General features: G+C 47.6%; 25 protein-coding genes and 2 pseudogenes. 23 read left to right on the top strand and 4 right to left on the bottom strand.

Features of this window, described 5'->3' with window-relative positions; translation table 11 throughout:
- The first annotated feature begins 22 nt into the window (after nt 1-22).
- The 16 genes and pseudogenes from C2U43_RS12385 (at nt 23) to C2U43_RS12310 (ending at nt 9,890) form a co-directional block, all read left to right on the top strand.
- Nucleotides 23-325 carry an ASCH domain-containing protein gene (locus tag C2U43_RS12385; protein ID WP_071446415.1) on the top strand — a complete coding sequence of 101 codons (303 nt, stop codon included), beginning with the start codon at nt 23-25 and terminating at the stop codon, nt 323-325.
- On the top strand, nt 318-641 hold the full coding sequence (locus C2U43_RS12380; RefSeq protein WP_071446416.1) for a hypothetical protein: 324 nt from the start codon (nt 318-320) through the stop codon (nt 639-641). Before C2U43_RS12385 ends, C2U43_RS12380 begins: the two co-directional genes overlap by 8 nt.
- Nucleotides 642-938 (top strand): annotated as a pseudogene (locus tag C2U43_RS30195) (hypothetical protein); the annotation flags it as partial.
- 274 nt (nt 939-1,212) lie between these two features.
- Nucleotides 1,213-1,461: a hypothetical protein gene (locus C2U43_RS29370; RefSeq protein ID WP_131820543.1), complete on the top strand. Its 249-nt coding sequence runs from the start codon at nt 1,213-1,215 to the stop codon at nt 1,459-1,461.
- A gap of 4 nt (nt 1,462-1,465) precedes the next feature.
- Nucleotides 1,466-2,344, top strand: coding sequence for a tyrosine-type recombinase/integrase (locus C2U43_RS12370; protein WP_071446417.1), 879 nt, complete (start codon nt 1,466-1,468; stop codon nt 2,342-2,344).
- Between the two features lie 3 nt (nt 2,345-2,347).
- The gene (locus C2U43_RS12365; protein WP_071446418.1) at nt 2,348-2,605 is read left to right on the top strand and encodes a hypothetical protein; all 258 of its coding nucleotides are present in this window, start codon (nt 2,348-2,350) and stop codon (nt 2,603-2,605) included.
- Nucleotides 2,606-3,684: 1,079 nt separating this feature from the next.
- Nucleotides 3,685-4,638, top strand: coding sequence for a hypothetical protein (locus tag C2U43_RS12360; protein WP_071446419.1), 954 nt, complete (start codon nt 3,685-3,687; stop codon nt 4,636-4,638).
- A complete protein-coding gene (locus C2U43_RS12355) occupies nt 4,635-5,345 on the top strand; it encodes a phage baseplate protein (RefSeq protein ID WP_071446420.1) in 711 nt (236 codons plus the stop codon). The genes C2U43_RS12360 and C2U43_RS12355 overlap by 4 nt, the downstream gene beginning before the upstream one ends.
- A 9-nt stretch (nt 5,346-5,354) precedes the next feature.
- Nucleotides 5,355-5,732: a hypothetical protein gene (locus tag C2U43_RS12350; RefSeq protein ID WP_071446421.1), complete on the top strand. Its 378-nt coding sequence runs from the start codon at nt 5,355-5,357 to the stop codon at nt 5,730-5,732.
- 214 nt (nt 5,733-5,946) lie between these two features.
- Nucleotides 5,947-6,297 carry a hypothetical protein gene (locus C2U43_RS12340; RefSeq protein WP_008324318.1) on the top strand — a complete coding sequence of 117 codons (351 nt, stop codon included), beginning with the start codon at nt 5,947-5,949 and terminating at the stop codon, nt 6,295-6,297.
- Entirely contained in the window at nt 6,281-7,690 is a 1,410-nt protein-coding gene (locus C2U43_RS12335) for a baseplate J/gp47 family protein (RefSeq protein WP_071446422.1), read from the top strand. The genes C2U43_RS12340 and C2U43_RS12335 overlap by 17 nt, the downstream gene beginning before the upstream one ends.
- Complete coding sequence (locus C2U43_RS12330; protein ID WP_071446423.1) at nt 7,690-8,445, top strand: hypothetical protein; 756 nt, start codon at nt 7,690-7,692, stop codon at nt 8,443-8,445. Before C2U43_RS12335 ends, C2U43_RS12330 begins: the two co-directional genes overlap by 1 nt.
- Nucleotides 8,438-8,668: a hypothetical protein gene (locus C2U43_RS12325; protein ID WP_008324324.1), complete on the top strand. Its 231-nt coding sequence runs from the start codon at nt 8,438-8,440 to the stop codon at nt 8,666-8,668. Before C2U43_RS12330 ends, C2U43_RS12325 begins: the two co-directional genes overlap by 8 nt.
- Nucleotides 8,668-8,904 (top strand): hypothetical protein, encoded by a 237-nt coding sequence (locus C2U43_RS12320; RefSeq protein WP_071446424.1) that lies wholly within the window; start codon nt 8,668-8,670, stop codon nt 8,902-8,904. The genes C2U43_RS12325 and C2U43_RS12320 overlap by 1 nt, the downstream gene beginning before the upstream one ends.
- Nucleotides 8,904-9,536, top strand: a complete 633-nt coding sequence (locus tag C2U43_RS12315) for a hypothetical protein (RefSeq protein WP_071446425.1) — start codon at nt 8,904-8,906, stop codon at nt 9,534-9,536. The genes C2U43_RS12320 and C2U43_RS12315 overlap by 1 nt, the downstream gene beginning before the upstream one ends.
- An 84-nt stretch (nt 9,537-9,620) precedes the next feature.
- Nucleotides 9,621-9,890 (top strand): hypothetical protein, encoded by a 270-nt coding sequence (locus C2U43_RS12310; protein ID WP_071446426.1) that lies wholly within the window; start codon nt 9,621-9,623, stop codon nt 9,888-9,890.
- Nucleotides 9,891-9,905: 15 nt separating this feature from the next.
- Here C2U43_RS12310 and C2U43_RS12305 read toward each other — a convergent pair whose 3' ends face one another.
- From C2U43_RS12305 to C2U43_RS12290, 4 genes and pseudogenes are all read right to left on the bottom strand, one after another.
- Entirely contained in the window at nt 9,906-10,484 is a 579-nt protein-coding gene (locus tag C2U43_RS12305) for a tail fiber assembly protein (RefSeq protein WP_071446427.1), read from the bottom strand.
- Nucleotides 10,484-11,155 (bottom strand): annotated as a pseudogene (locus tag C2U43_RS29775) (tail fiber protein); the annotation flags it as partial. The pseudogene C2U43_RS29775 and the gene C2U43_RS12305, both read right to left, overlap by 1 nt.
- A 611-nt stretch (nt 11,156-11,766) precedes the next feature.
- Complete coding sequence (locus C2U43_RS12295) at nt 11,767-12,282, bottom strand: Ref family recombination enhancement nuclease (protein WP_071446428.1); 516 nt, start codon at nt 12,280-12,282, stop codon at nt 11,767-11,769.
- Nucleotides 12,283-12,299: 17 nt separating this feature from the next.
- Nucleotides 12,300-13,832 (bottom strand): ERF family protein, encoded by a 1,533-nt coding sequence (locus tag C2U43_RS12290; RefSeq protein ID WP_071446429.1) that lies wholly within the window; start codon nt 13,830-13,832, stop codon nt 12,300-12,302.
- Between the two features lie 305 nt (nt 13,833-14,137).
- On the opposite strand from C2U43_RS12290, the gene C2U43_RS12285 reads away from it, so the two are divergent.
- From C2U43_RS12285 to C2U43_RS12250, 7 genes are all read left to right on the top strand, one after another.
- Nucleotides 14,138-14,665: a hypothetical protein gene (locus C2U43_RS12285; protein ID WP_071446430.1), complete on the top strand. Its 528-nt coding sequence runs from the start codon at nt 14,138-14,140 to the stop codon at nt 14,663-14,665.
- 722 nt (nt 14,666-15,387) lie between these two features.
- Entirely contained in the window at nt 15,388-15,936 is a 549-nt protein-coding gene (locus C2U43_RS12275; protein WP_103285207.1) for a hypothetical protein, read from the top strand.
- Nucleotides 15,923-17,332, top strand: coding sequence for a PBSX family phage terminase large subunit (locus C2U43_RS12270; RefSeq protein WP_071446432.1), 1,410 nt, complete (start codon nt 15,923-15,925; stop codon nt 17,330-17,332). The genes C2U43_RS12275 and C2U43_RS12270 overlap by 14 nt, the downstream gene beginning before the upstream one ends.
- Complete coding sequence (locus C2U43_RS12265; protein ID WP_071446433.1) at nt 17,329-18,681, top strand: anti-CBASS protein Acb1 family protein; 1,353 nt, start codon at nt 17,329-17,331, stop codon at nt 18,679-18,681. Before C2U43_RS12270 ends, C2U43_RS12265 begins: the two co-directional genes overlap by 4 nt.
- Nucleotides 18,668-20,023: a phage minor head protein gene (locus tag C2U43_RS12260; protein ID WP_071446434.1), complete on the top strand. Its 1,356-nt coding sequence runs from the start codon at nt 18,668-18,670 to the stop codon at nt 20,021-20,023. Before C2U43_RS12265 ends, C2U43_RS12260 begins: the two co-directional genes overlap by 14 nt.
- A complete protein-coding gene (locus tag C2U43_RS12255) occupies nt 20,001-21,014 on the top strand; it encodes a DUF2213 domain-containing protein (protein WP_071446435.1) in 1,014 nt (337 codons plus the stop codon). Before C2U43_RS12260 ends, C2U43_RS12255 begins: the two co-directional genes overlap by 23 nt.
- Entirely contained in the window at nt 21,014-21,805 is a 792-nt protein-coding gene (locus C2U43_RS12250; RefSeq protein ID WP_071446436.1) for an Ig-like domain-containing protein, read from the top strand. The genes C2U43_RS12255 and C2U43_RS12250 overlap by 1 nt, the downstream gene beginning before the upstream one ends.
- Nucleotide 21,806: the final 1 nt, after the last annotated feature.

Raw genomic sequence — 21,806 nt, 5'->3', positions numbered from 1 at the left:
CCCCATAAGGGGCGATAACAGAATGGTTAACCTGCAATTAGCAGTGAAGGGCGAATACTTCGACGCCATGAAGCAAGGCGAAAAAACGGAAGAATATCGGCTTTATAACGAATACTGGCGCGCCCGCTTGGTTCTCGAAGACCAATTTATCGCTCCCAGAAAGTATGACCGCTTGATTATCACTAAGGGCTATCCACGCCGCGACGATAAATCCCGGCGCTTGAGCGTGAAATACAACGGATACGAAATTAAAACAATCACACACCCACATTTCGGCGATAAGCCAGTGAAGGTGTTCGCTATTAAGGTGATTATCAATGAATAATAAAACGCAATTCACCAAAGACCAGCTAACAGAATGGGCGGAAGATTGCCGGATGCTGGCGCAATGCGCCGTTGATGCGCGGCCTGATGATGTAGCGGCGGCTAAAAATCTGGCACTGGCTGAAATCGTACTGGCAGTACTAACGGTAAAGCCTTTCATGTACGGCATAGAAGACTGCGACGGCATGGCATATTTTGCAGAGCACTGTGTTAGCAGTAACCCGGCGCACCTTAGCGATGAATTACAGACCGCTGACGATGAAAGTGGCGAGGGTGCAAAGGTTATCCCGCTTTACCGTTTGCCGGAGATTAATTAAATGACCAATAAACCAGAACTAACAGACGAGCGTATACACGAAATCCTGCTCAAATTTACCCGCGATTCGTACCGCTTGAACGGTACTGAAACGGGAATGGCGCTGGGTGATGCTGTGTTTGCTCTACGCGAACTACAGAAACGCCGCAAAGCTGATAACGCAGAGCCAGTGGCGTGGCTCCATTCTGATAATGGTATCGGTATTCCAGCAATAACAAGAAGTCGTAATATTGCTGATAGCTGGTTTTCAAAAGGTTGGAATATCAAGCCACTCTACACCGCCCCGCAGCCAGCGCCGGAACGTGAGCAGGTACGCCATGACTACACCGAAGATGTTAACAGTAAGCAGTCCGTCATAATCAGAATTTATGAGCGTATATATGGCCTGTTGCGCGAATGTCCGGGGACAGACTCGATATATTCCGTAGCACCAATTGAAGGTGAATGTATTCCACATGGGGTGCTTGCGCATATTGGCTGCATTAGCTTTTATTGTAATTTAGGTCATTTACATATTGCAGAACCTACTGCGTTTACGGGCTGTCATACACATAGTCTGAGTGGTGGTACTAATGACTAATCATGCCTGTTTTGCATTTTTAGCGGCATATATTTTGGGGTTTGCCGCCATGTATTATTACTCCCTATGGAGAGATGCGAAATGCGACCTTGAAAGAAATCCGCGTGAAGCTATTTTATTCGCGATTTTCTGGCCTGTACTTACATTCTTCATGGTGGGAATCATTATCATTGAAAAAATAATTAGTCTGGCATGTGTGGCCTGTAGATATTTTTGCTCTAAATTACGAGGTAAATATTAATAAAATGCTGAGTGATTTGCTGATTATGGTTGACCGCCGTGCTCAGGCGGTCAGTTTGCGCGAAAAAACCATCATTAACGAGCGTCATGCTGTTCGAATGCTGGAGCCTGTCCTTTCTCTTGGTGTTCGCGCCGCCAGCGTACCGGATACATGGGTTAGATATGCCGACAGATGCATAGATAGTGGGCTGGCGGCGTCAACTATCCGTCAACGCATTGATTGTGTTGCTGCTGTCGTTGCCTGGGTGATTCATGCTGATATCAAATTCAAACCAGCCGCGCCCGGTTCACTGGGTAGAATGCTGGAGGCTATGCGAACCGCAGCAAGGGCAATTGGAAAGAGAATTAAGCGCCATCGGGCATTAAGTAAACCAGCAAGAGTAAGCATTGATGAATACACCGCCGTCGTTCACGAAATAGAATCTCTACGCGAACCATACAGAACAGCCGCTCGAATGATGTTATGTTTCGGGCTAAGGGCGTCTGAAACACTCTCATTATCCAGCAACTCTCTTATATCGGGTGGCAGGCTGTTTATTCCAGACCGTTGCACAAAGACGCATGCTGACCTGCTTTTACCTATTCCAGTTAAATACATTCCACTGATAGATGAGTGGCTATCTGTAATCGGGGAATCAGAAATAAAATATAACACACTGGTAACAACTATATCCCGCGCTGGTATAAAGTGGCGTTGTCATGATTTGCGTAAGTTGTTCCGTACTTCTGCTGCTGTTCGTGGTGAGGATTTTCTTGCAACAGAATTAATACTTAACCACGCCGTCAAAGATGTACCATCTGTTTATTTACAGTCGCCACCATTCGCAGCAATGAGAAAAATATTAACTAACTCGATAGAAGAATATTTACAGGTCAGGGGGTAGGGAATGTCAGTGCCAGCAATAAAAGATAATGATGTAATGTATCAAAAGAAATATCCGAGACATTGTCTGTTTAAATTACTCCAATTGCGTACAAACCTAAAAGCGAAACCTGATATTTATCGAGTGGAAATGATTAGTCGTGAGGGTGAAAAGATATTGATGGGAGGTCGCAAAACGACTCAGGAAGCAATAGCACTTTATCGGGACATAGCAACGTTGAGCGCAGCAGAAGTAGAAACGGCATTCAGTAGCATGGTCTAAATAACGTCAGCAGAACACACCCGGCATTTGCCGGGTTTTTTTATGCCTGCAAAAAACACATCCAATAAAGTTTGTGTGAATAAATCGTTAAATCCCACTTAACAAAATATAAACACAAGTAATGTTAAAAATGTTAACAACAAAGTTAAATATGTGTTATGTGGATAAGTTTATAAGAACCATAACGCATAACAAAGTAATGTGATTAAAGTCAATTTATAGACAAAAACAACGGAAGAATATTTAACTCAATAAAAACAATCAATTGCAGAAATTGGTTGTTTTTAATGCAATTTATGTGCGTTTTTTGTCGTCAATACATTGTATTTTGCCAGCAACACAAAACAAAAAAATTGAGCCACAAAATACACCATATAAATCATAAGCGTACATAGGTGAGGCAAACGGATATATAAGGTTGGACATTCTGAAAAATATGATGGGATTGTTCGAAGAATAGACAAAAACCACATAACCATTAATAAATGTTTCTGTCTGAAATAAAGCCGGAAAAGATGGCATCATTTAAATTCTCTATAAATCAAAATGATAGCCTCACACAAAGAGAGAACTCCATAAAAAAGTTCGGAAATGTTTCTACAGCCTCATCCGACCAGATGTTTTAACATATTGACATGGAGATAATGAGTTAGTCACAAAAGTGGAAAGCTGGCATGAGGCAGGAAGCGAAAACAATTTAAACCGCGCTCAGGCTTGTTTCCACCAGCACCAGGCGTTTTCTATCACTTTCTGGCTCCAAACTGTAACGGGTAAATAATTGCCCGTTCAAAGGCGGCGGGGATGTTACATATTAAATGTGCAAAAACCATCCACAACAATTAAAACAAAAGTGCAACATTGAAGCTGGCACGATAAATGTTATCCACATTAAAAATCAGCATTAACGCCACCTCAAAGCGATATTGACCACTAACATAAATCGTGCAGGTGTCGGTATTCGCCATGTTTATCCACAGATTCAACCTTGTACTAAATATTGACGCATTACCGCTGGCGGCGTTTCTGTAATTAGCCTGGGCGTTGCCTTTAAATCACTCCTATATAAGGAGGTGATTTTTATGGCTTACGGGCGTCAGTTCGAGATAACCGTTAATTGCACAGATGGCGAGACGATCCACATTACGGATGTAGATGTGGATTTTTCATCTGTGCGTGACGATGAAAAAGAGCCGAACGAAGCTGACTTGACCATGTGGGGGCTTACGCCTCAGACGCAAAATGCAATCGCTCAGGCTGGTTCAACTGTCAGCATTGCCGCTGGCTATATAGATGAAGGCATGTTCACCCTGTTTCAGGGGGAGCTAATCAGCGCCGTAACCATTAAGCCTAACGAGGTTTACGGTCTGAAAATGAAAATTTATGAGGCGCTTATTCCATTTCGCGCCAGCGTCACATCTCGCACTTTTAAAAAGGGGCAAAACCTCAAAGAGGCGGTGTCGCTGGTTGCGTCAGATATGGGGCTGGGGTGTCAGGTTTCGAAAACTGCAGCAACATTAGTATTGCCTAAGAATGTCAGCGGCGTTGCATTATCCCGCGATGTACTGACCAGCTTATGTAAGCCAGTTAATGCCACATGGTCACTTCAATATCAGTCGATAGTTGTTACAGCCGGTGATTCTGTTCTCACTGGTGCTGCCATTTTCTCACCTGAAACGGGCTTACTTGGCGCTCCATTTTTGAAGATCCATTCACCAAAGCGCACCAAAAAAAAGAACCCATCAGAAAAAGACAAAATCCAGAAGAAACACGACAAAAGCATAACCACATACCAGTGGCCTCCTAAAGGCTCTCAGGTTGACTACGCAAAAGGCGCTCGCCGTCAAATGGGCGTTATTGAGGCTATTACTTGGGAGTCGCTTTTACGTGGTGGTGTTGAGATTGGCGAACAGGTAGAGCTTTCGTCGCCTTCTATGGGAGAAGGCTGGAACATCATTGTTAAAAAGATTTCCCACAGATTCAGTACGCGTGACCGTCAGGCATGGTCATCCTCATGGGAGGGCATCATTGCATGAGGACGGGAAGTCAGGTTAACGCAATCGTAGAGCAGGCGCTTAACTCAGCAATTTTTGCTCTGGAAGCTGTGATTGTATCGGTAGGTGAAGGCCGCGCAACCGTCAGGCCAACGCCAAAACGTTCATTTGGCGACAATCCAGAGCCTGTCGATTATCCAGTGGTTGAAAATGTGCGCCTTATTACTCTGGTCTGGGATGGCGGCAAGTCTGGCATCAGCGGGCGAGTTTTGCCGGGTGATGAATGCTTATTGATAGCGCTATCCCACGGCGACGGTGACGAACCAGACCATAAAACCTTCTCAAATGCCGTTGCCCTGTGCGGCTTTTCCGACAAATCAATTCATCAGATGCCAGATAGCCCCGGCATACGCGTTTTCAGTGGTAGCGCCTTCATCGAATGGGATGACGGGAGCATTAAAGGTGATACCGGACAGGGCGCAACCTTTGCCTTTACGGGCAACAAAATGACCGTTAACGCACCGGGCGGCATCGATATGACTGCCCCCATGACCACCATAAACGGGAATTTAACGATTTCCGGCGCTATCAGTCAGGGCGCTGAAGGCGGTGGCAACGCTGAATTTGGCGGCGACGTGAAAGTAACCGGGAAAAGCGAAGCGGCTGACCATATCAGCGGCGGTAAGTCAGGTAAAGACCATACCCACATTTCAAATGGTCAGGGCAAAGAGACTAACAAGCCTTCATAAGGAAACGACATGAAATTGAATGATGATGCGGCGCAAATTGCGCTTTCAAACAAAGGCTTTCTGATGGCTGGTGACTACAGCACAACCATCAGAAAGGGCGAGATTATCAACATTACTGAACGTACCGGGCTTGTTGTGGATCGCGTCGAGTGCATCCCACTGATTAATGCGCCCCTTTATATGGTCATGGCGACCTGTCGCGAATGCAAAGACCAGTTCATGCCTTTTTACAGCGATTTGCCGTTTGAATTACCACATCTGGCAGCAATGGCGCAGATGCTGAACGATGCAGGGGAAGGTTTCGACCTTGATGACCTTTTGGATATTGAATCACTGGATGCGGCAGTAACGGTGGTTCACGTTGAAAAGTGGATGCACACAGAATGAACATCACAACAACACAATATCGACACGGTATGAAAGGTTGCTTCCTTTCCACTCACAGACCGCAGCCAGGCGAATCATTAACACTGGTTATGCCTACGTGCAGGGGTAAAAGAATCATTCCCGTTGGTCTGGTGCAAAGGGTTGAGTCAGTAGGTACAAGCAGATGCCTTGTATGGGTTTCGAAACTGGCGTTCGTTGAGGGGATGAATTACTGATGCTGGACATTATGCAGGACGAAAATGGGGTGATTCTTCGTAACGGCGATTTTGTGTTAGACGGCGGCATTGATGGTGTAGCACAACAGGCAGAAATAAGAGTCGGGACAAATCGCGGTGAATGGTGGCTTGATGAAACTCAGGGTTTGCCGTGGGTGCCTGGCATTATGGCATCACGCCTGCCAGCGTCGATTGTCTCCAATATGATTAATGCTGAGGCCAAACGCACACCAGAAGTCAGCGACGCTAAAACCACCGCCATTAACGATGTGAAGGGAAATTACACAATCCGCTTTGCGGTCTACATTGGCTCAGAAAGCACAGAGGTAACAAGTGGAATTAGTGAATAATGGTGGCTGGCACGGTGCCAGATTGCCGGAGCTAAGAGGCGACAAATACGAAAAGCTAAAGGGCGCATTGGGTGATGTTAACCCCGATGGCGACTCACTGGTCGGGCAAACAATAGCGATAGTTTCGGAAGATGACTTAAACATCATTGAGGCGATTGGCTGGGTATTTTCCGGCTTTTTCATTTCAATGGCAGAGGGCGCACAGTTAGACGGTCTTGGCGAGCGTTTCAACCTTCATCGTTATGGTCTTACTCGCTCGCTGGCTTATGTTCTTTACCTTTTACAGCCGGGGCAGGTCATCAGCGCTGGTGATGGGTTTACTATCTCTGGTAGCGCTGGCGAGTGGGCTATAAACCACGAAGTAAAAGAAGATGGAAAGTCAGCTACTGGATTTGTGTTAAAAGTCCGTCAGGATGCCATCACCAGCGGAAACACATTTACCATTAACATCTCTGGCAAACCGCACTCTACACAATTTCAGGCTGGTGACACGTCAGACTCGATACTTAGCCGCCTGTACACGCAAATCACAGCGGCTGAAACATCCCTTACAACATATCAATCATCATACGGGACTTTGCTTTATGCCGCTGATGGAAGAACAATTATTCCGTTTTCCTTTGCTGATGATGTGTTTGAAATTGTTCGTGCTGGTATACCTGCAACCGCTTACTACCAAAGCAATACCGAGTTTCCATCGGTATTGTTTGGCTACGTTGCAAACAATGACATTCTGGTACTGGCAAACGGTGTTAAGGGTTATCTCATCGAAGACGATGAGTCATATCGTGAGCGCATACAGATAGCAGCGGCAGCAGCCAGAGTGAACATCAGCGCATCGCGCCCCGGCGTTAAAAATGCCGTATTAGCCGTCAGCGGTGTCTCTTATGCTTCTGTTGAGGTTAACCGGGGAATTAACACTAATGCGGAGGGAATACCCGGTAAATCAATTCAGGTTTTTGTCGCTGGTGGTGACGATAATGAAATAGCACAGGCTATTTATGATGCCTCCGCCGCTGAATGTGGGTTTCATGGTGATGTATCCGCAACAGCGACCGATGGAGAGATAACGGAAACGGTTTATTTCAGCCGCCAGAGCTTTCAACTTGTTTATGTCAGTGTGTCAGGCGATATATGGGATAAGGAAACAACGGGCAGGCCAGCAGATTATATCAGCGTGGCTAAAAACACCGTAACGGCCTATTTTTCACAGCTTACACCGGGAAAAGATGTATTTGCTGGTCAAATATATGCCCGTTTATTAACAGCATTTTCAACACTGACGGACGTAACAGTAAAAATCGGCATTATATCCCCGCCAACAGATAATCATGTTTCTGTAGGCAGCGGCATTATTGCGGTCACTGATTCAACATCGGTAACGGTGGTTTGATGGAACCTGTAATTAAAAGCCCTGAGCAGTTAGCAAAAGAGCGCCTGACGTCAAAAGTACGCATCCAGAGAAATATTGACCTAATCGCAGGGCTAAAATCCGGCAACAGCAGCATGGCTGCAGCGATTGAATACATGAAAAAAGGGTTTTCTCTGGCAGATTCAACGGGAACGCTTTTAGACGCATGGGGGGAGCAATACAGCATTCAGCGAGAAGGGCGCGACGATGATGATTATCGTAATGCGCTGCAACAAGCCAGAGGCGAACAAAGCGTTTCCACGCAATCAAGGCCATCAGTGGGCGCATACATGCAGCAGGTATACAAACTTGTCTGGCTACCGCTAAATCGGGTAGGGCTAAGCACTGGCGCAATAGGCGCGGCCTTTAATCGTGTGCCTCTGCGTACAGTGTTTGTGCAGTGTGGTGGTATGGCTCCTGATATTGAGCTCTCCGATTCTCTTGTATCTGCCACGTTCGGCGGGGATATCTACAGCACTGCAACACCGCCAAATGTGAATCTCACCCATCATGCGCCAATGTTCCCCGGAAATGCTTTCCCTTGCGTATGGGCTGGCATCCGATACGAGAAAACCCAAAAAACGATCCGGGCAACTGCAACGCAAGGCGTCAGAGTCAGAGCGCTTAAATCTCTGTTAACCCGTATTGATGGCACTGCGACGGTAAACGGCGGCGAACTAATTACGCCATTCAGTACGCTGGTAACAGTCAAACAAATGAAGGTGAAAAATGGATAGCTGGGCGGAAACAGATAAAACCTATAAAGGGCAAGGGGGAACCGATATCCCCAATAAGCAGGAACCATCACAAGAATTGCAGGCTACCGGCTTTGCTCCAACGTATTTTGATGAAAACGGTAATCTGGTGTTTGGGGATGGTGTATCGGCACAAACAATGAATTTCATTCTCAATGACCTATACAAAAAATATCGTGATTTATTAGCCAGGGTAAATGCGTGATGAATAGCTTTGCGACTATAAGCCGCATCTATCCTTTTCGCGGTTCGAAATATGCCAGCGTCAAACAACCATCACCTACAAAGCAGGCTGATGGTTTCAGACCGTGTTACATCAGCCTGACAGGGGAGCCGATTCAGGGTGATACCGTTGATTTTTCAGAATTAAATTACATCTTTAATGACCTGTACGCCAAAGCCGCGCACATTGACCAGCTTCTTACAGCTAAGGGGAAATAATGGCATTAACACCGGAAGAACTGGTAGCAATATCCGACCTTGAACGGGCGGCAATTGACGATTCCAGCGTTGTACCTGACTGGCTTATGCCAGCAGAGATACGCGGCAGCAGTGCGCCAATAAGCTGTATACCATACCCACAGCACACCATAGATGTGTTTGGTGGGCTTCTTGCTGGTTCGTGGTCGCTAAAGTTTCAAAATCCGTTACAGCGCGTTGTGTGCGATTTGGAGATATACCACGGCGAAAACGCCCCGTTATCAGCACCACCAGATTTATCAGCACTACAGCTTACGGTTTCAGGTTTCGATAAAGCGGTTATCTTCTGCCCCGCAAAAACGGCAACGGATACCGCCCCGGCTAACTATCTCAATCTTGGCGTGACGGGCATCGCCGCAAAGTACAAGTTGGGCGGTAAGCGTCGGTTTCTGGAGCAATCCGGGCTGGTGGTCATCCCGTTAACGATGATTTTGCTGTCCACGCAGCCCCTTACAAGTCAGGAAACAAGCCGCGCATTGTCAATTACGCTTAAGCGGAAGAATGAAAGCCAGATGAACACAGCGCCGCTAATCAGCGGCATGGTATACAGCAACCCATTACCATCAGCGCGGGATATTGCTCAGGCATCGTGACCGCTGAGAAATTAAAAAGTCATTCCGTCGATTTGTGTCAACATATCCCCGATTTGTTAATAACATTTCGGGGATTTGTCTTTTATGAAAGTAACAACACGCAAAAAACCGGCATTCCGCGACTTTTACGAAAGTGGCACATTCACACGCATAGTGGCGACCAAAACGGATAAAGGGAAATGGCGGTTATTCGGGCTGCATCGTTCTGTGGATGCGGCAATATTTGTGGAAGCGGCAAGGGGAGGTATCCGGGAATGGTCAGGGTTAAACCACCTGGGCGATTTCTGCGACTCGATAGGGATAACACTATGGGAAGTGCATCACAAAGGGGCAAAAAAAGAACAGGCCGCATAGTGCGGCCTTTGTGGTCTATGCTGGCATATCAGGCCAGCTAATCTCAGGCGCATCATCTGGATTTATGCGGTTAAGTAAAACGCGGTATTTTTTCCAAGCCAGTAAAAGTGTCGTTTCTGCTTCTGTTGCAATACCAATATCAACTGCGTCCTGTAAGGGGGCAATTTTTGAAGCCGCCAGAGCCAGCAGACTTTCTTTTTGTTGTGTCGCCTGCGTAATCTGCGCTGTTTTTTCTGCGTCAGCATCATGCACCCATTTATTCCCGTCCCATTTCATAAAATGGCCTTCGGGCGCAATGGAAACAACGTCATCCGGTAGCGCACCTAACTGATTAATTGTGATGGCTTCCCCTGTTTGAATGTCGTAAACCGTTTTCCCTCGATGGTCTTCAATAAGTGACCATTTTTCTGACTCAAAATTAAATACAGCGACAAAACCGCCCTTCGCTGACGGCGGTGCAATATCGGTACTGTATGCGGGTAAGCCAGTATTAGCAGGAATAAATCCATCACCCTGACCAATGAATTCATTCGTCGAAGATGAAAGGTTATAGATTGTGATTACCCGGTTGGAATCGGTCATTTTAAAAGCCATTATGCAAGCCTCACTAAATAATTAAATGCGGTATTTTTTACGGTGTTTTCTGCATGACCAGACGGCGAAACGGTCACGCCGTGGCTGTGCGCACCAATGTAGACAGAGTGGGCATGTGCTCCGATACCAACAATGTGGTCGTGCGCACCAATACCAACAGAATGAGCATGCGCCCCACCTGCATAAGTTCCCTGAGTTCCCACCCCGCCAGCCCACTGTCCACCTGCACCGACTTTCGCAGCCTGCTGGGAGGTGTTGAGATAATAAACATCTAACGCGTGGGCGTGTTCGCCTCCGCTGCTTGTTGATTTCGTGCCATAGTCAAAAGCCGAAACAGATTTATTACCGTAATCAAATCCGGTGGTGTCACGGCTTCCGAGGTCGGTAGATGCAACCGTTGCGCCGTGGTCGTGTGATTTAATACCGTCCAGCTCCTGAGACAATACAGCACGACCATCAGGCTTGCCCTTTATCGTCTGGCTTCGCATGTCAGGGATAACGCCGGATGGATACGCTACAGCAAGTAACGGATAGGCAGCTTTATTAAACGCTTGTCCCTGCATAATGGCGTGGTTAGCTGGTGGTGTATCTGAAGGCCACGGAATAGGAGCACCGACAGGATAGGATACAGGCGGGGGATTCCTGCCTGAATACAGAATATCCCACGGAGTAGAGGTATTGTTATCACCGTTAAACGTTCTGAAATACAAACGTCCATTAGTATAATCTGCACCTATTTGCCCTCTGTATCCGGGATTATCACCGAACGGACCATGCAACCCCCACCAGTCAATAACAGCACAGTTAACGGGCGGAGCATTTAATGCCGCGCCATATACAAAAGACGTCGAACCTGCTGGCGCGTTGTTAAAATCCGTCCCTGTCGAAAATGAAACGGTAGACAATGCCAGCGCAGAAACATCGGTAGCCGCTGGTTTTACCCATTTCCCATTAATTAATGAATAGACAACGCTGGAATCCTGTCTCTCAAAAGTAACTTTTGATCCTAATGGAACAGGTGCAACGGTAAGCAAGCCAGCAACTGAATCAGGGGCGCTCGCATTGCCCTGAGTTACCGGGTATATACCGGGCGCAATAATTTTGGTTACATCCACACTGGTATCAAGTGCAGACTTGAGCATTAAGGCGCCGTAATTATTTTCGGACATAAACACCTCTTTTAATCGTGTCGGGGTGATTAAAAGACATGACGGGGAAGGGATACAGTAAAGGGGGCGAGCGGTAACGCCGCCAGATTAGCACTGGCGGCGCTGTCAGGCATTCAGGCTATCATTTCAAGGCAAAGACTATATAAATGCTCCTGAGAGCCGTTGAGAGCCTCAAATGCACTTTTGCCGCCACAATTACCATCTGCATGAACGGGAACCAGCCAGGAATAAATAGCGCGTACTACTGGTGGTGCTGCATTTTGATGATGGTGATTGCACAGCGGTAATACAAAAGCATGAGCGCCGGTAATCGTTCGTCCGTTGATATGGTGCAAACTGACAACTTCATTAATCACGCCATGCACATAACACGCAATGCAGGGTAACGCACCTATTTTATCCATCAATGACCGTTCAGCGGCGCGGGGTGTTCGCCCCTTTAATCCGCGATTAAACGGTTTGTTTTTTGCTCGTTCAATATTGCGGGATTGCCGTTCCCGCTGTTTTTCATACTGAGCCTGACGCCATTCAGGATTAGCCTGTTTTTCGCGCTGGCGCTCAATGGCGCGTTGCTGGTACGTGCGCTGACGCTCAAAGTTACACTGTAACTTTTCTTCTATAGTTTTCATGTTGAACACCCCGCAAATCAGTACGGTAAATCTGATTCTGGGATGTATACGGGCAAATCTGTGTTTAGCCCGTCGCATTCAACATGCAGGATGAGAGTATCAATATAGCTGGCTGTGTGCGTGTCGCATCGTTTCGCTATTTCATGTAGTTGTTGCAGTTTGATATCTGTTTCACTGTTACCCGATGCAATTTCACGCGCTATATCGGCTTTTTGTTGCATTTCGTCGGGTGCTTCAATTTGCGACTCAGGTTGTGCAAGCAGGGAGGGAAGCGCATCAAAATTTACATTTCCGGCAAGCAGCGCATTGGAGTAAAACACCTTGCAGGCATTGAGCCAGTTGCGGCGAGCGTAGCGCGTGTCATTGCGTTCGGCTTTGATATCCAGCCCCATAGCGATATCAGCGCCTAAAAGACGCTCTGCGATTTCCGCTATCTCATCATCATGACCAACCCCAACAGCAGAAATAAAGGCTTCTTCTTCCGGGGTGGTTGGTCGTCTGTCAGGTACAAAAGAAGGTGATGTAACAACGCTGACCATATCGCGGGTATCAACAACACTGTTAGCATCAGCGGCAGAAACAGCCCATGACGTGATTGATTCAGCAATCGCCATAGCCACATCAGCAGTAACATGATTCCCGGTTTTATCGTCTACCAGTTCATCACCATCAACACGATAGCCGCTGTAGAAATCCTGCCAGAATGTATCGGTCAGGCCAAAACGGGCGACGGTATCACGCGCTATGCCTTCATCGTCCATAATGCGATCTGCGCCGCTGATAAAATCCTCTGCCAGTTCAGAAGGTGTACGCAGAAACGGGTTACGGGCTTTAGCCTGCGCGATGGTGGCATTACCGGAAAACTCACCAGAAGCAACGAGCACATTGAGGATGGATTCTGGTTTTGTCCGGGCGCTGGTGGTCGGCTTCCACTTGCGGCTACTGTTCAGTGCGCGAGCCTTCCGGCGTTCACGTTTAGAATCAGCCTGGTCGATATCGTCATCACCGTCAGTAATATCCAGCGCCTGACGCAGACCATAGCGGCGAAAATAGGTAAACGACGCGCCCACACGCTGGCATTCATCCAGGCGTTTATCTTCTTTGATGTAGGCGGGGAGACGGAAAGAAACTTCCGTGCCGGTTGGGATATGGATAAACGTTGTCACCATATCTAAAGGCAGTTCATCACCTTTCTCAAACTCCTGTTTGAGCATCAGGCCATGCTGGTAAATCGGCTCGCGTAATAAGTCCAGCAGTTGCGCCAGCGAAGCAAACGTAAAATCCAGTGTTTCGTTGTAGTTGTCGCGTTGCGGGTTTTTCAGTTCGCGCACCATGTGCGCCAGCGCTTCTTGTGCATTAGCGTACTGTTTGCCGGGTGCTACATAGACTTCTGGCGCGGTTGTGGCTGGCGTTTCCGTTTTTTCGACTTCGTTTGAGTCGTTACGATGAACGGGCATCATAGCGGCACTGGCATAGCCAGCAGCTTTCAGGGCGGCGAGGGTGTGTGCCAGCAGTTCGGCGGCATCGGGGATAGTGAGTAAAGTAGACATATTTTGTGCTCTCTGGTTATGAGACTGAAAACCCACTTTTGAGATGGGCGGGGTGGAGCTCAAAACCGTAACCAGACGGCGGGATTATTACGCAGGTATGCACCGCGCTATTCTCCGCACTCCACCCCATAATTCAGAACTCACATAGCAGAAGCTATCAGAGCATAAAATACGGGCACAAAAAAATCACGCTGACGGGGTGACTTATCCGCTGGTTAAAGGTGTTTTGAGCACCTATATAGATCTTATTTCAACTACAAATTAGAATCAAGGCCGGATTTGGCTATGTAAGGAATTTAAATCTAATGCATCAATTCACCGAACTAGCATACAGATGTACTCACTTTTCGTTAAACGCTATAAACGATGCGTATGAGAAAACGGCAGAAGAATTGAATGAAACCGGGGCGACACCACCAGTCAAAAATTTACAGGCACTCAATCTTCAAAAGATGATTCATGCAGTAGGCTTGTTCTCTATCTTTGAGGCGCACCTACAAAGGGGGCTTAACTGTCAAAACGGCTTTAAAGAAGCAGAGTCGATACTGGAAAAAGCAGGAAAACAAGCGCTTAAAGATGAGTTTCATAATTATTATCTTGCAATTAATGCCCTTAAACACGGTGATGGGGCAAGCTATTACAAACTGGTAGCTAACATTAACGCACTAGGTTTTTTGGTTGAAACCCCCAATACTCCCGTTTATGAGGAAGGGGATGTTTCTGGCGTAACTGGACTTGTAAAAGTTGATGATGCTTTTATCGAAAATTGCCTGGGTGTAATCGAAAAAGTTTCAGAGTGTATTGCAAGTCAAAGGCCAGATTACACTGGTTAATTAGACCATGTAGAGGCATAACATCTTATAAAGACTACAAATAAGTCGGATGGGGAAGGGATAGAAATTTTGCAGTGAGCTATGGGATGTGGGTATAATCCCGCCCGGTGCTTGAGGCTATCTGTCTCATGTTACCGTGCGGCAGATAGAGAAAAGCCCCGAAGGTCAATTTTCATTAACCAACGAGGCTCTTATCGTGACTTCGCAATCCGATTATAGCCTCCCCATAACTAAGGAGGCAACTTTGTTTTACAAAGGAGTTTTTTTGTTCATCGCGATTTATATCGCGGCGCTACTGGCATATACCGCTCTAAACCGGACGCTTTGCGAAGCGTCAATAGGACAGGGAGGTGTGCAAGTGGCGGCAAAGTTTGCCTACGAAGCTAAGGAGAGTCGCTAAATCAGGGCGGGGGTAACACCCCGCCTTTCTGACTGCGATGTACAGCCTGAGCACCTTTAAACGCCGCTCCTTCGGGGGCGGCTTTTCTTTATCTATTGTTACCTCTCGCACTATCTTTTGTCTTATCTCATCAAAAAACCATAATGGCATCTGCCACGGACAGGTAGCGAACTGCCTGTTTAGCCATTGCCTTACTCTTTGTGATGTTGAGCCATTCCGCCCCCGGAGTGGCTTTTTTTTATTTGTACTACACGCCAGCGGTAACGCTGTTTTTGATCCTCCTTTTTCCTCGCTACGCTGCAAGCCTCACAAAGGGGGCGTTGTGACCATAAAAATAAGTAAACGAGATGATGTGTTTGCAAAGCTGGTAGCCAGTGAGCGGGAAGCGCCTGGATTCAGCTATGCAAAATCTCGCAACAGAGAATACAAAGGTTTCAATGATGATTATCAGGCTGAAAAGTTGCTTAAAGACAACGAGATACAACAGGCCGTTAGCGTTTATCGAAAACACATCATTGCTAAAGATATTTTTGGCAGACAGGAGGCATTAATTGACCTTTCAGCCCGTTTTCGTGCGCCGGATGCAGCAGATGTAATGCTACAGCTACGGGAAATTGACCAGATAAAGGGGCTTGATCCACAGGTATACAAAAGCATGGTAAGAGCGATTGATACCCGCGCTGTGAAGAATATTAAACGCACAAAGCATGGCTGGCAGGTTGAAGGGCTTGATAAATCTCACCTTGCGGCGCGGATACTTTCGCTGGCGGGTGTCGATGTAAGTAAACCAATAACGGACGAGGGCAAACGAATCGCGCGAGACACGCTGACTGAAATCTACAGGGATATTGGCGGCGATGACAGCGATTGAAATAACGCCAGAGAACGACTTAGAGCGCCGTAACTACTGGCTATCTGACAAAAAGAAAATGTCAGAGTGGCGGCGAACAATGCGAGAGCTGACTACTAGGCCGCACCGCGTAAAGTGTCTGCGTGGTGGTCGTGGTTCCAGTAAATCATGGCGCATTGCTGAAGCGCTAATTGAGTTGACTGTACGTTATGACCTGCGAATTCTCTGTTTGCGTAGGGTACAGAAATCTATAGACGCGTCATCGCATAAGCTACTTAGCGACACGATACGCCGTCTGGGTTATGAGTCTGAATTCACGATAACGCAGAACAGTATAAAGGCTAAATCTGGCGCGGAATTCAGTTTTTTGGGCTTTCAGTCAAATCTCGACAGCATTAAATCCATTGAAGGCGTGGATATTTGCTGGGTGGAAGAAGCACACGCGATATCTGCTGAGGCATGGGAAACGCTTGCACCGACACTACGCCGTGAAGGTGCTGAATTGTGGATTACCTTTAACCCGGCTTTCGCTTGGGATGAAACATACGTTCGTTTCGTGCTCAACGCTGAGGATGACTGGTTTGTAGAGGAGGTGAACTGGTATCACAACCCGTACTTTAATTCGACTCTGGATAAAGAGCGACGCTACACCCTGAAATATTACCCGGATAAGTACGACAACATCTGGAATGGTGTTCCTGTCAGTGATTTACCGGGCGCAGTCGTCAACCGTGGTCATCTGGAAAAGCTGGTGGTGTCGCCTGATTCAAAACTGGCGAAAGCCTGTCGAACAGGCGTTAAAACAGCGGTGCTCGATGTTGCCGATGAAGGTGATGATGATTCGGTGTTGTCATTCTTTGACGGGCGTTTTTTGTACCGTATGGAGCGATTACAGGCACGTGACACTGTTCAACTAGCGCAACAGGCGTTAAAGCTGGCAACAGAAGAAGGTTGTTCCGTACTGATTTATGACTCTGTGGGCGTTGGTTCAGGTGTTAAAGGCGAACTTAACAAATACGACGATTCAGACATTGAATTTCGTAAGTTTGTGGCTCAGGGCGAAGTGTTGCGCAAGCAATCACGCTATCGCGGTGGAAGGCCGAACGGCGATACGTTTGAAAACCTACGTGCTCAGGCGTGGTGGGCGTATCGTGACGCGGTTAATGACTCTGTTCGGTGGATGGAAACGGGAATTATGCCGCCAGATGGCTTATTTGCTATTTCAAACCAGATACCACGCCGATATCTCGATCGCATCCTTTCTGATTCTACTGGTGTCATGTGGGAAACCACGCCAGAAGACAAGATAAAAATTGAAGCAAAACCGAAAGTTAAAAAACGGCTGGGTGTGTCCACGGACTATGCCGACGCCATATTCCCCCATCTGGTACGCATGAAATCAGGAATTATAGAATGACGAACAAAACCAGCTTAATTCCCACTGAGGGAATTCTAACAAAAGAGGGCTTACAGCCTGCCAGCTACAACATTGACAGCTACGTGACCATGATGGAAAGCGTGTCACATGGTGTTAAAGGTGCTGCCGGGATGGGTTCGCCAACGGCAAATCGGATGAAGGCCAGAGCCGCAGAGGGAAAAATTCCACTGGTGGCGGCTCTGGCTGGCGAAACATCCGGGATAGGCTGGCGCATCATCAGCGAACCGGTTGCTGCAGCGATGCTTAACGGGTTCGATATCATCACCGATAAACCGGAAGATGATAAAAAAATAAAACAACTTTTTGATGATATGCGTATCTGGCAGAGCGTCGAACGTGCCACTGTGCTTAAACGTCATCAGGGCTGGTCGGTACTGGTCATGGGTGATGATTGGGTTAGAAGCCACGGCGCAAACTGGATTACACCGTCAAATGACTGGTTTTCTGATTATAACGATCCGCTTTTCGGTCTGCCGGAAGGCTGGCGTATTCAGCTTAAAAGCCCGATTGGTGGCGAAGTTTTTATTGAGCAAGATGATTCACTCCTTTTTGGCGATCCAGAATACCAACCGATTTACGGTAGTGCAGGTGTCGAATTTGGCGAGCCGGTTCTCTGTAAACCTTATGCATCGTTACAACGTCTTGGCCTGTCTCATGAGTTAATCATCAGTATTTTGTCGCTGTCCGTACAGGATATTTATAAAAAAGATGAACTTGCAGAAGATTTAAAGTCAGCGAAGGGCGAAGCTATGGCGGCGCGTCGTCTGGCTGGTATCGCAGCTACCAGGCATTTGAATGACATGGTGGCAATAGATAAAGATGAAGATATAACGCGCTTACAGTCCAGTATGACGGGAACCGCTGACCTTGTTGATATGGCTATCAAACTGGTGTGCGCTGAAACGGGATTTCCGGTATCAATGCTGGCTGAGCGGCGGTCAGGCTTATCTAACAGCGATACCAGCGCCGATGCGCAATGGCAAAACCTTGTTTCTCACATCACCACCAATGACATTATCCCGGCACTTAAAAAGCTGACGTTGCGCTATCTGGGCGTAAAAGCTGACTTTATTCCTAACAAATCTCAGGGGCAGATTGACCGCGAGGTAGACAGGGACAAGAAGGTAGCGGAAACGGCGCAACTTTATTACCAGATGAGAGCCATCACCAGCGAAGAAGCCAGGGCAACCGCGAAGGAAACCGCCGCCGTAACACTCCTGACTGAGACAGCGCCAGCAACAGGCACAATTGATGACCAGAATGACAAGGATTTGAACCAGAACAATACCGAAAACAGCAATAGTGAGGCCAATAATGCCGAAAAGTGAACCACGTTATGACGCTGGTTATCCACTGGCTATAGAACTGGTTTACGCGCAAAAGCTGGGTGATAACACCCGGCTTTTTTGTAAATGGGTTCGCGAAGCCTGTTTAAAGACTTACCGGGCAATCGGTAAATCCGGCGCACATCTCAATATTGATGCGGCTGATGGTAAAGATGTATCCGTTGATGATGTGCTGGGAGATTTTATTGCCGCCGCAACGGTTAAAAAAGTGCGCGTTTACATCAGGCAACGAGCGGGTAAAAACTATTCCCGCATGACGCGGGAGCAACAAGAAAGGCTTATACGGTCTGTAACTCAGGAGCTATTGCCTGATGCGTCTATTTTCCTCAAAGCAATACCCGCGTTATTAAAAGATGGGGAGTTTGGCGCGGTTCCGGCGTATGTCATCAGTGAAGTCAGAAGGCAGGCAGGTATAAATCTGGCTAAAGATTTTGCCAGAGTAACAAACACTAAGCCTGATACTTATATTCGCATCATTAACCGCACCGCCGATGAAATACAGAGCGCTATCGCAAACGGGAATTTTGGTTTCACCGATGAATACTGGCAAAGCTATTACCAGCGTTTCCGCGTTGATAGTGTAAGCCTGATTGACCTGAAAAAAGGCTTACCAGCTACGCCAGACACGGCGGGGGCAGTCTCCGAACAGGTAGCAAAGTTATCTGATTCACTACGCACAACCTGTGTTATCCCATCACTGCCAGCGATAAATACCACCACCACGCAACTTGCCGATTCTGCTCTGGATGATTTCAGGCTCATCATTAAAGCCGCCGCAAATGTTGACCTTGCACCGGGTATAACAATTCCGCATGAGAACATGGCAGACCTGATAGCGGTCGATATTTATGACGGTGATAAAAAGCTATTGCAGCAAACCGCCGACTGGTTAACCGAAAGTATGGGGCGTATGGAGAATGTTTCTGATGAAGCACTTCAACGCGGGATTAACACAGTACAGCAGGGGTTACGCGAGGGGCGCGGCGTCGATTACATCGCTAATAAGCTGGCTGATGAAATGGAGATACCTTTCCGGCGAGCCCGTAACGTTGCCCGCAATGAGATTGGCAATCAGGCATGGAACCTTGAGGAAGCCAATGCACGTATTGCCGGGATGAGCATATACCGCTGGCGGGGCATGTTAGACGAACGCGAGCGAAAAGAGCATGTTGGGCGCGAAGGTAAGGCATACACGCCGACCAGACCGCCACGAGACGGGAATCCGGGTCAACCTAACGGTTGCCGCTGTTTTCCTGAATGGTTGTTCTCTGCGTCGGATGTGGAAGAAGCGGAGAAAGAAATTGCAGCAAGAAACACAGGTTAACGTTGATGCAATAAAACAATGGGAGATAACCCCGGAAGGTTATCTCCAGATTGATATCCCTATAGCCCGTCCGGGCGTACTGGTTTATGACCGCAATCGCGGTGATGCATTCACGGCAAAAGAGTACCGCTCAGCCGATGAATTGTTTAACCAGGACTCAATGAATACCTTAATCGGCAAGCCTGTTACGGTGTCACATCCTCGTAATGGTCTGGTGACGTCAAAAAATTACCGGGCTGTCAGTGCTGGTGTGGTTACTGCCGTAATGCGTCAGGGCGATGAATTGGTAGCCCGCGCTCTGGTTCAGGATGAGAGATCCATTCGCCTGATTCAGCAGGACAAAAGATTACGCGGGGCGTCGGCTGGCTACCAGTGTGACGAAAAGCCCAAACAAACGGGACGAGCCCCAGACGGGCAAGAGTTTGACACGGTGCAGAAGGGTATTAACTACAACCACCTGAGCATAGTGCGCAACCCACGGGTAAAGACAGCAACATTCAATCTGGACGGTGAACCGATGGAATTAGAAGAAGCGTTAGCCAAAATCGAACAACTGGAGACGGACAAAAAAACGCTCACCAGTGACCTTAGCACAGTACGAGGTGACTTGCTTAAAGCAAATAACCGCCTGGTAAATATGGATTCAGCCAGCAATGAAGCCTACGAGCGCGGCGTTGCTGACGGTCGTCAGGAGCATCAGCTTAAAGACACGGCTAAACGACTGAACATCAATACCGACAGCCTGGGCGATATCAGTCTCGTTAAGCAGGCCATCATCCGTAAGGCAAATCCAGAAGTGAACATGGATAGCTGGAGCGATGAACAGGTTGATGTTGCGTTATCAATGGCGCTGGTGGCTTGCGGTAAAAAGTTTGAGCAAAAGCCGCGTAATCCACGCATAAACAACGATGAATCAGGTGCAGGCAAAAGCAATGATGCGCACAGTGATTATCAGTCCCGCATGTTTGGCAAAAAAGAGGCCGCAAAATAATGCAGACCACAATTAAAGGTGATTTTGACGCGGGATTGCCCGGTGATTTAGCTGTCCTGCCGTCTTTTCGCTCCTCTGCCCGTGTATCTTCCCGCCGCGCTGGTGGTGAAGTCGCGCCCGGTGATGCAGTAAAACTCACGTCAGGTAACGATTCTACCTGTGTTGCATTACCTGATGGTGGTGATGTTACTGATGCCATCGGTATTGCGGTTACGGCACATTCCAACATGCCAGCCATGCCGGGATTTGGCAGTAACACCCGTATCGGTGTTGTCACTATCAATTGCCCGATTGGTATCGTTGAAAATGGTCCGATCCGCGTAGCGGTAAAATCGGGTGAATCCCCGAAAGTGGGTGATTTGGCAGTCCCGAAAGGCCGAAACGTCACTACCGGCTATATGGAATGGGGCGTTGCCAATTCTGGCGATAAAAGTCGTTTTCGCTTCGAATCAAACACTCAGCGCGGCGGTACAGCAATTGTGATGGTTGTTGATGGTGAATTGCTGAGTGTGGGGTTTCCGCATGAAACGCCTGTAACGGGTGTCACCGTTTCACCTAAAACCACATCAAAGGCGGCTGGTGGTACTCAACAGCTAACACCAACCATTACGCCATCAGGCGCAACAAATAAAGCGGTCACTTATCAGACCAGTAATGCAAATGTCGCAACCGTAGATACAAATGGCCTTGTCACTGTTAAAGCAGGGGCTACAACCGGACAGACCGCAACTATTACGGTACGAACTGATGACGGTGGTTTCACTGACACCGCTGTAATTACTGTTAGCTAAC

It is taken from the genome of Citrobacter freundii complex sp. CFNIH9, from assembly GCF_002903305.1.
Classification (GTDB): domain Bacteria; phylum Pseudomonadota; class Gammaproteobacteria; order Enterobacterales; family Enterobacteriaceae; genus Citrobacter; species Citrobacter portucalensis.
The sequence above is the reverse complement of the archived record's forward strand: the minus strand, read 5'-3'. Positions and strand labels throughout refer to the sequence as shown.

Coding starts and splice junctions, on each gene's coding strand:
- C2U43_RS12385 (WP_071446415.1), top strand. CDS start 23: ATGGTTAACCTGCAATTAGCAGTGAAGGGCGAATACTTCGACGCCATG.
- C2U43_RS12380 (WP_071446416.1), top strand. CDS start 318: ATGAATAATAAAACGCAATTCACCAAAGACCAGCTAACAGAATGGGCG.
- C2U43_RS29370 (WP_131820543.1), top strand. CDS start 1,213: ATGACTAATCATGCCTGTTTTGCATTTTTAGCGGCATATATTTTGGGG.
- C2U43_RS12370 (WP_071446417.1), top strand. CDS start 1,466: ATGCTGAGTGATTTGCTGATTATGGTTGACCGCCGTGCTCAGGCGGTC.
- C2U43_RS12365 (WP_071446418.1), top strand. CDS start 2,348: ATGTCAGTGCCAGCAATAAAAGATAATGATGTAATGTATCAAAAGAAA.
- C2U43_RS12360 (WP_071446419.1), top strand. CDS start 3,685: ATGGCTTACGGGCGTCAGTTCGAGATAACCGTTAATTGCACAGATGGC.
- C2U43_RS12355 (WP_071446420.1), top strand. CDS start 4,635: ATGAGGACGGGAAGTCAGGTTAACGCAATCGTAGAGCAGGCGCTTAAC.
- C2U43_RS12350 (WP_071446421.1), top strand. CDS start 5,355: ATGAAATTGAATGATGATGCGGCGCAAATTGCGCTTTCAAACAAAGGC.
- C2U43_RS12340 (WP_008324318.1), top strand. CDS start 5,947: ATGCTGGACATTATGCAGGACGAAAATGGGGTGATTCTTCGTAACGGC.
- C2U43_RS12330 (WP_071446423.1), top strand. CDS start 7,690: ATGGAACCTGTAATTAAAAGCCCTGAGCAGTTAGCAAAAGAGCGCCTG.
- C2U43_RS12325 (WP_008324324.1), top strand. CDS start 8,438: ATGGATAGCTGGGCGGAAACAGATAAAACCTATAAAGGGCAAGGGGGA.
- C2U43_RS12320 (WP_071446424.1), top strand. CDS start 8,668: ATGAATAGCTTTGCGACTATAAGCCGCATCTATCCTTTTCGCGGTTCG.
- C2U43_RS12315 (WP_071446425.1), top strand. CDS start 8,904: ATGGCATTAACACCGGAAGAACTGGTAGCAATATCCGACCTTGAACGG.
- C2U43_RS12310 (WP_071446426.1), top strand. CDS start 9,621: ATGAAAGTAACAACACGCAAAAAACCGGCATTCCGCGACTTTTACGAA.
- C2U43_RS12305 (WP_071446427.1), bottom strand. CDS start 10,484: ATGGCTTTTAAAATGACCGATTCCAACCGGGTAATCACAATCTATAAC.
- C2U43_RS12295 (WP_071446428.1), bottom strand. CDS start 12,282: ATGAAAACTATAGAAGAAAAGTTACAGTGTAACTTTGAGCGTCAGCGC.
- C2U43_RS12290 (WP_071446429.1), bottom strand. CDS start 13,832: ATGTCTACTTTACTCACTATCCCCGATGCCGCCGAACTGCTGGCACAC.
- C2U43_RS12285 (WP_071446430.1), top strand. CDS start 14,138: ATGCATCAATTCACCGAACTAGCATACAGATGTACTCACTTTTCGTTA.
- C2U43_RS12270 (WP_071446432.1), top strand. CDS start 15,923: ATGACAGCGATTGAAATAACGCCAGAGAACGACTTAGAGCGCCGTAAC.
- C2U43_RS12265 (WP_071446433.1), top strand. CDS start 17,329: ATGACGAACAAAACCAGCTTAATTCCCACTGAGGGAATTCTAACAAAA.
- C2U43_RS12260 (WP_071446434.1), top strand. CDS start 18,668: ATGCCGAAAAGTGAACCACGTTATGACGCTGGTTATCCACTGGCTATA.
- C2U43_RS12250 (WP_071446436.1), top strand. CDS start 21,014: ATGCAGACCACAATTAAAGGTGATTTTGACGCGGGATTGCCCGGTGAT.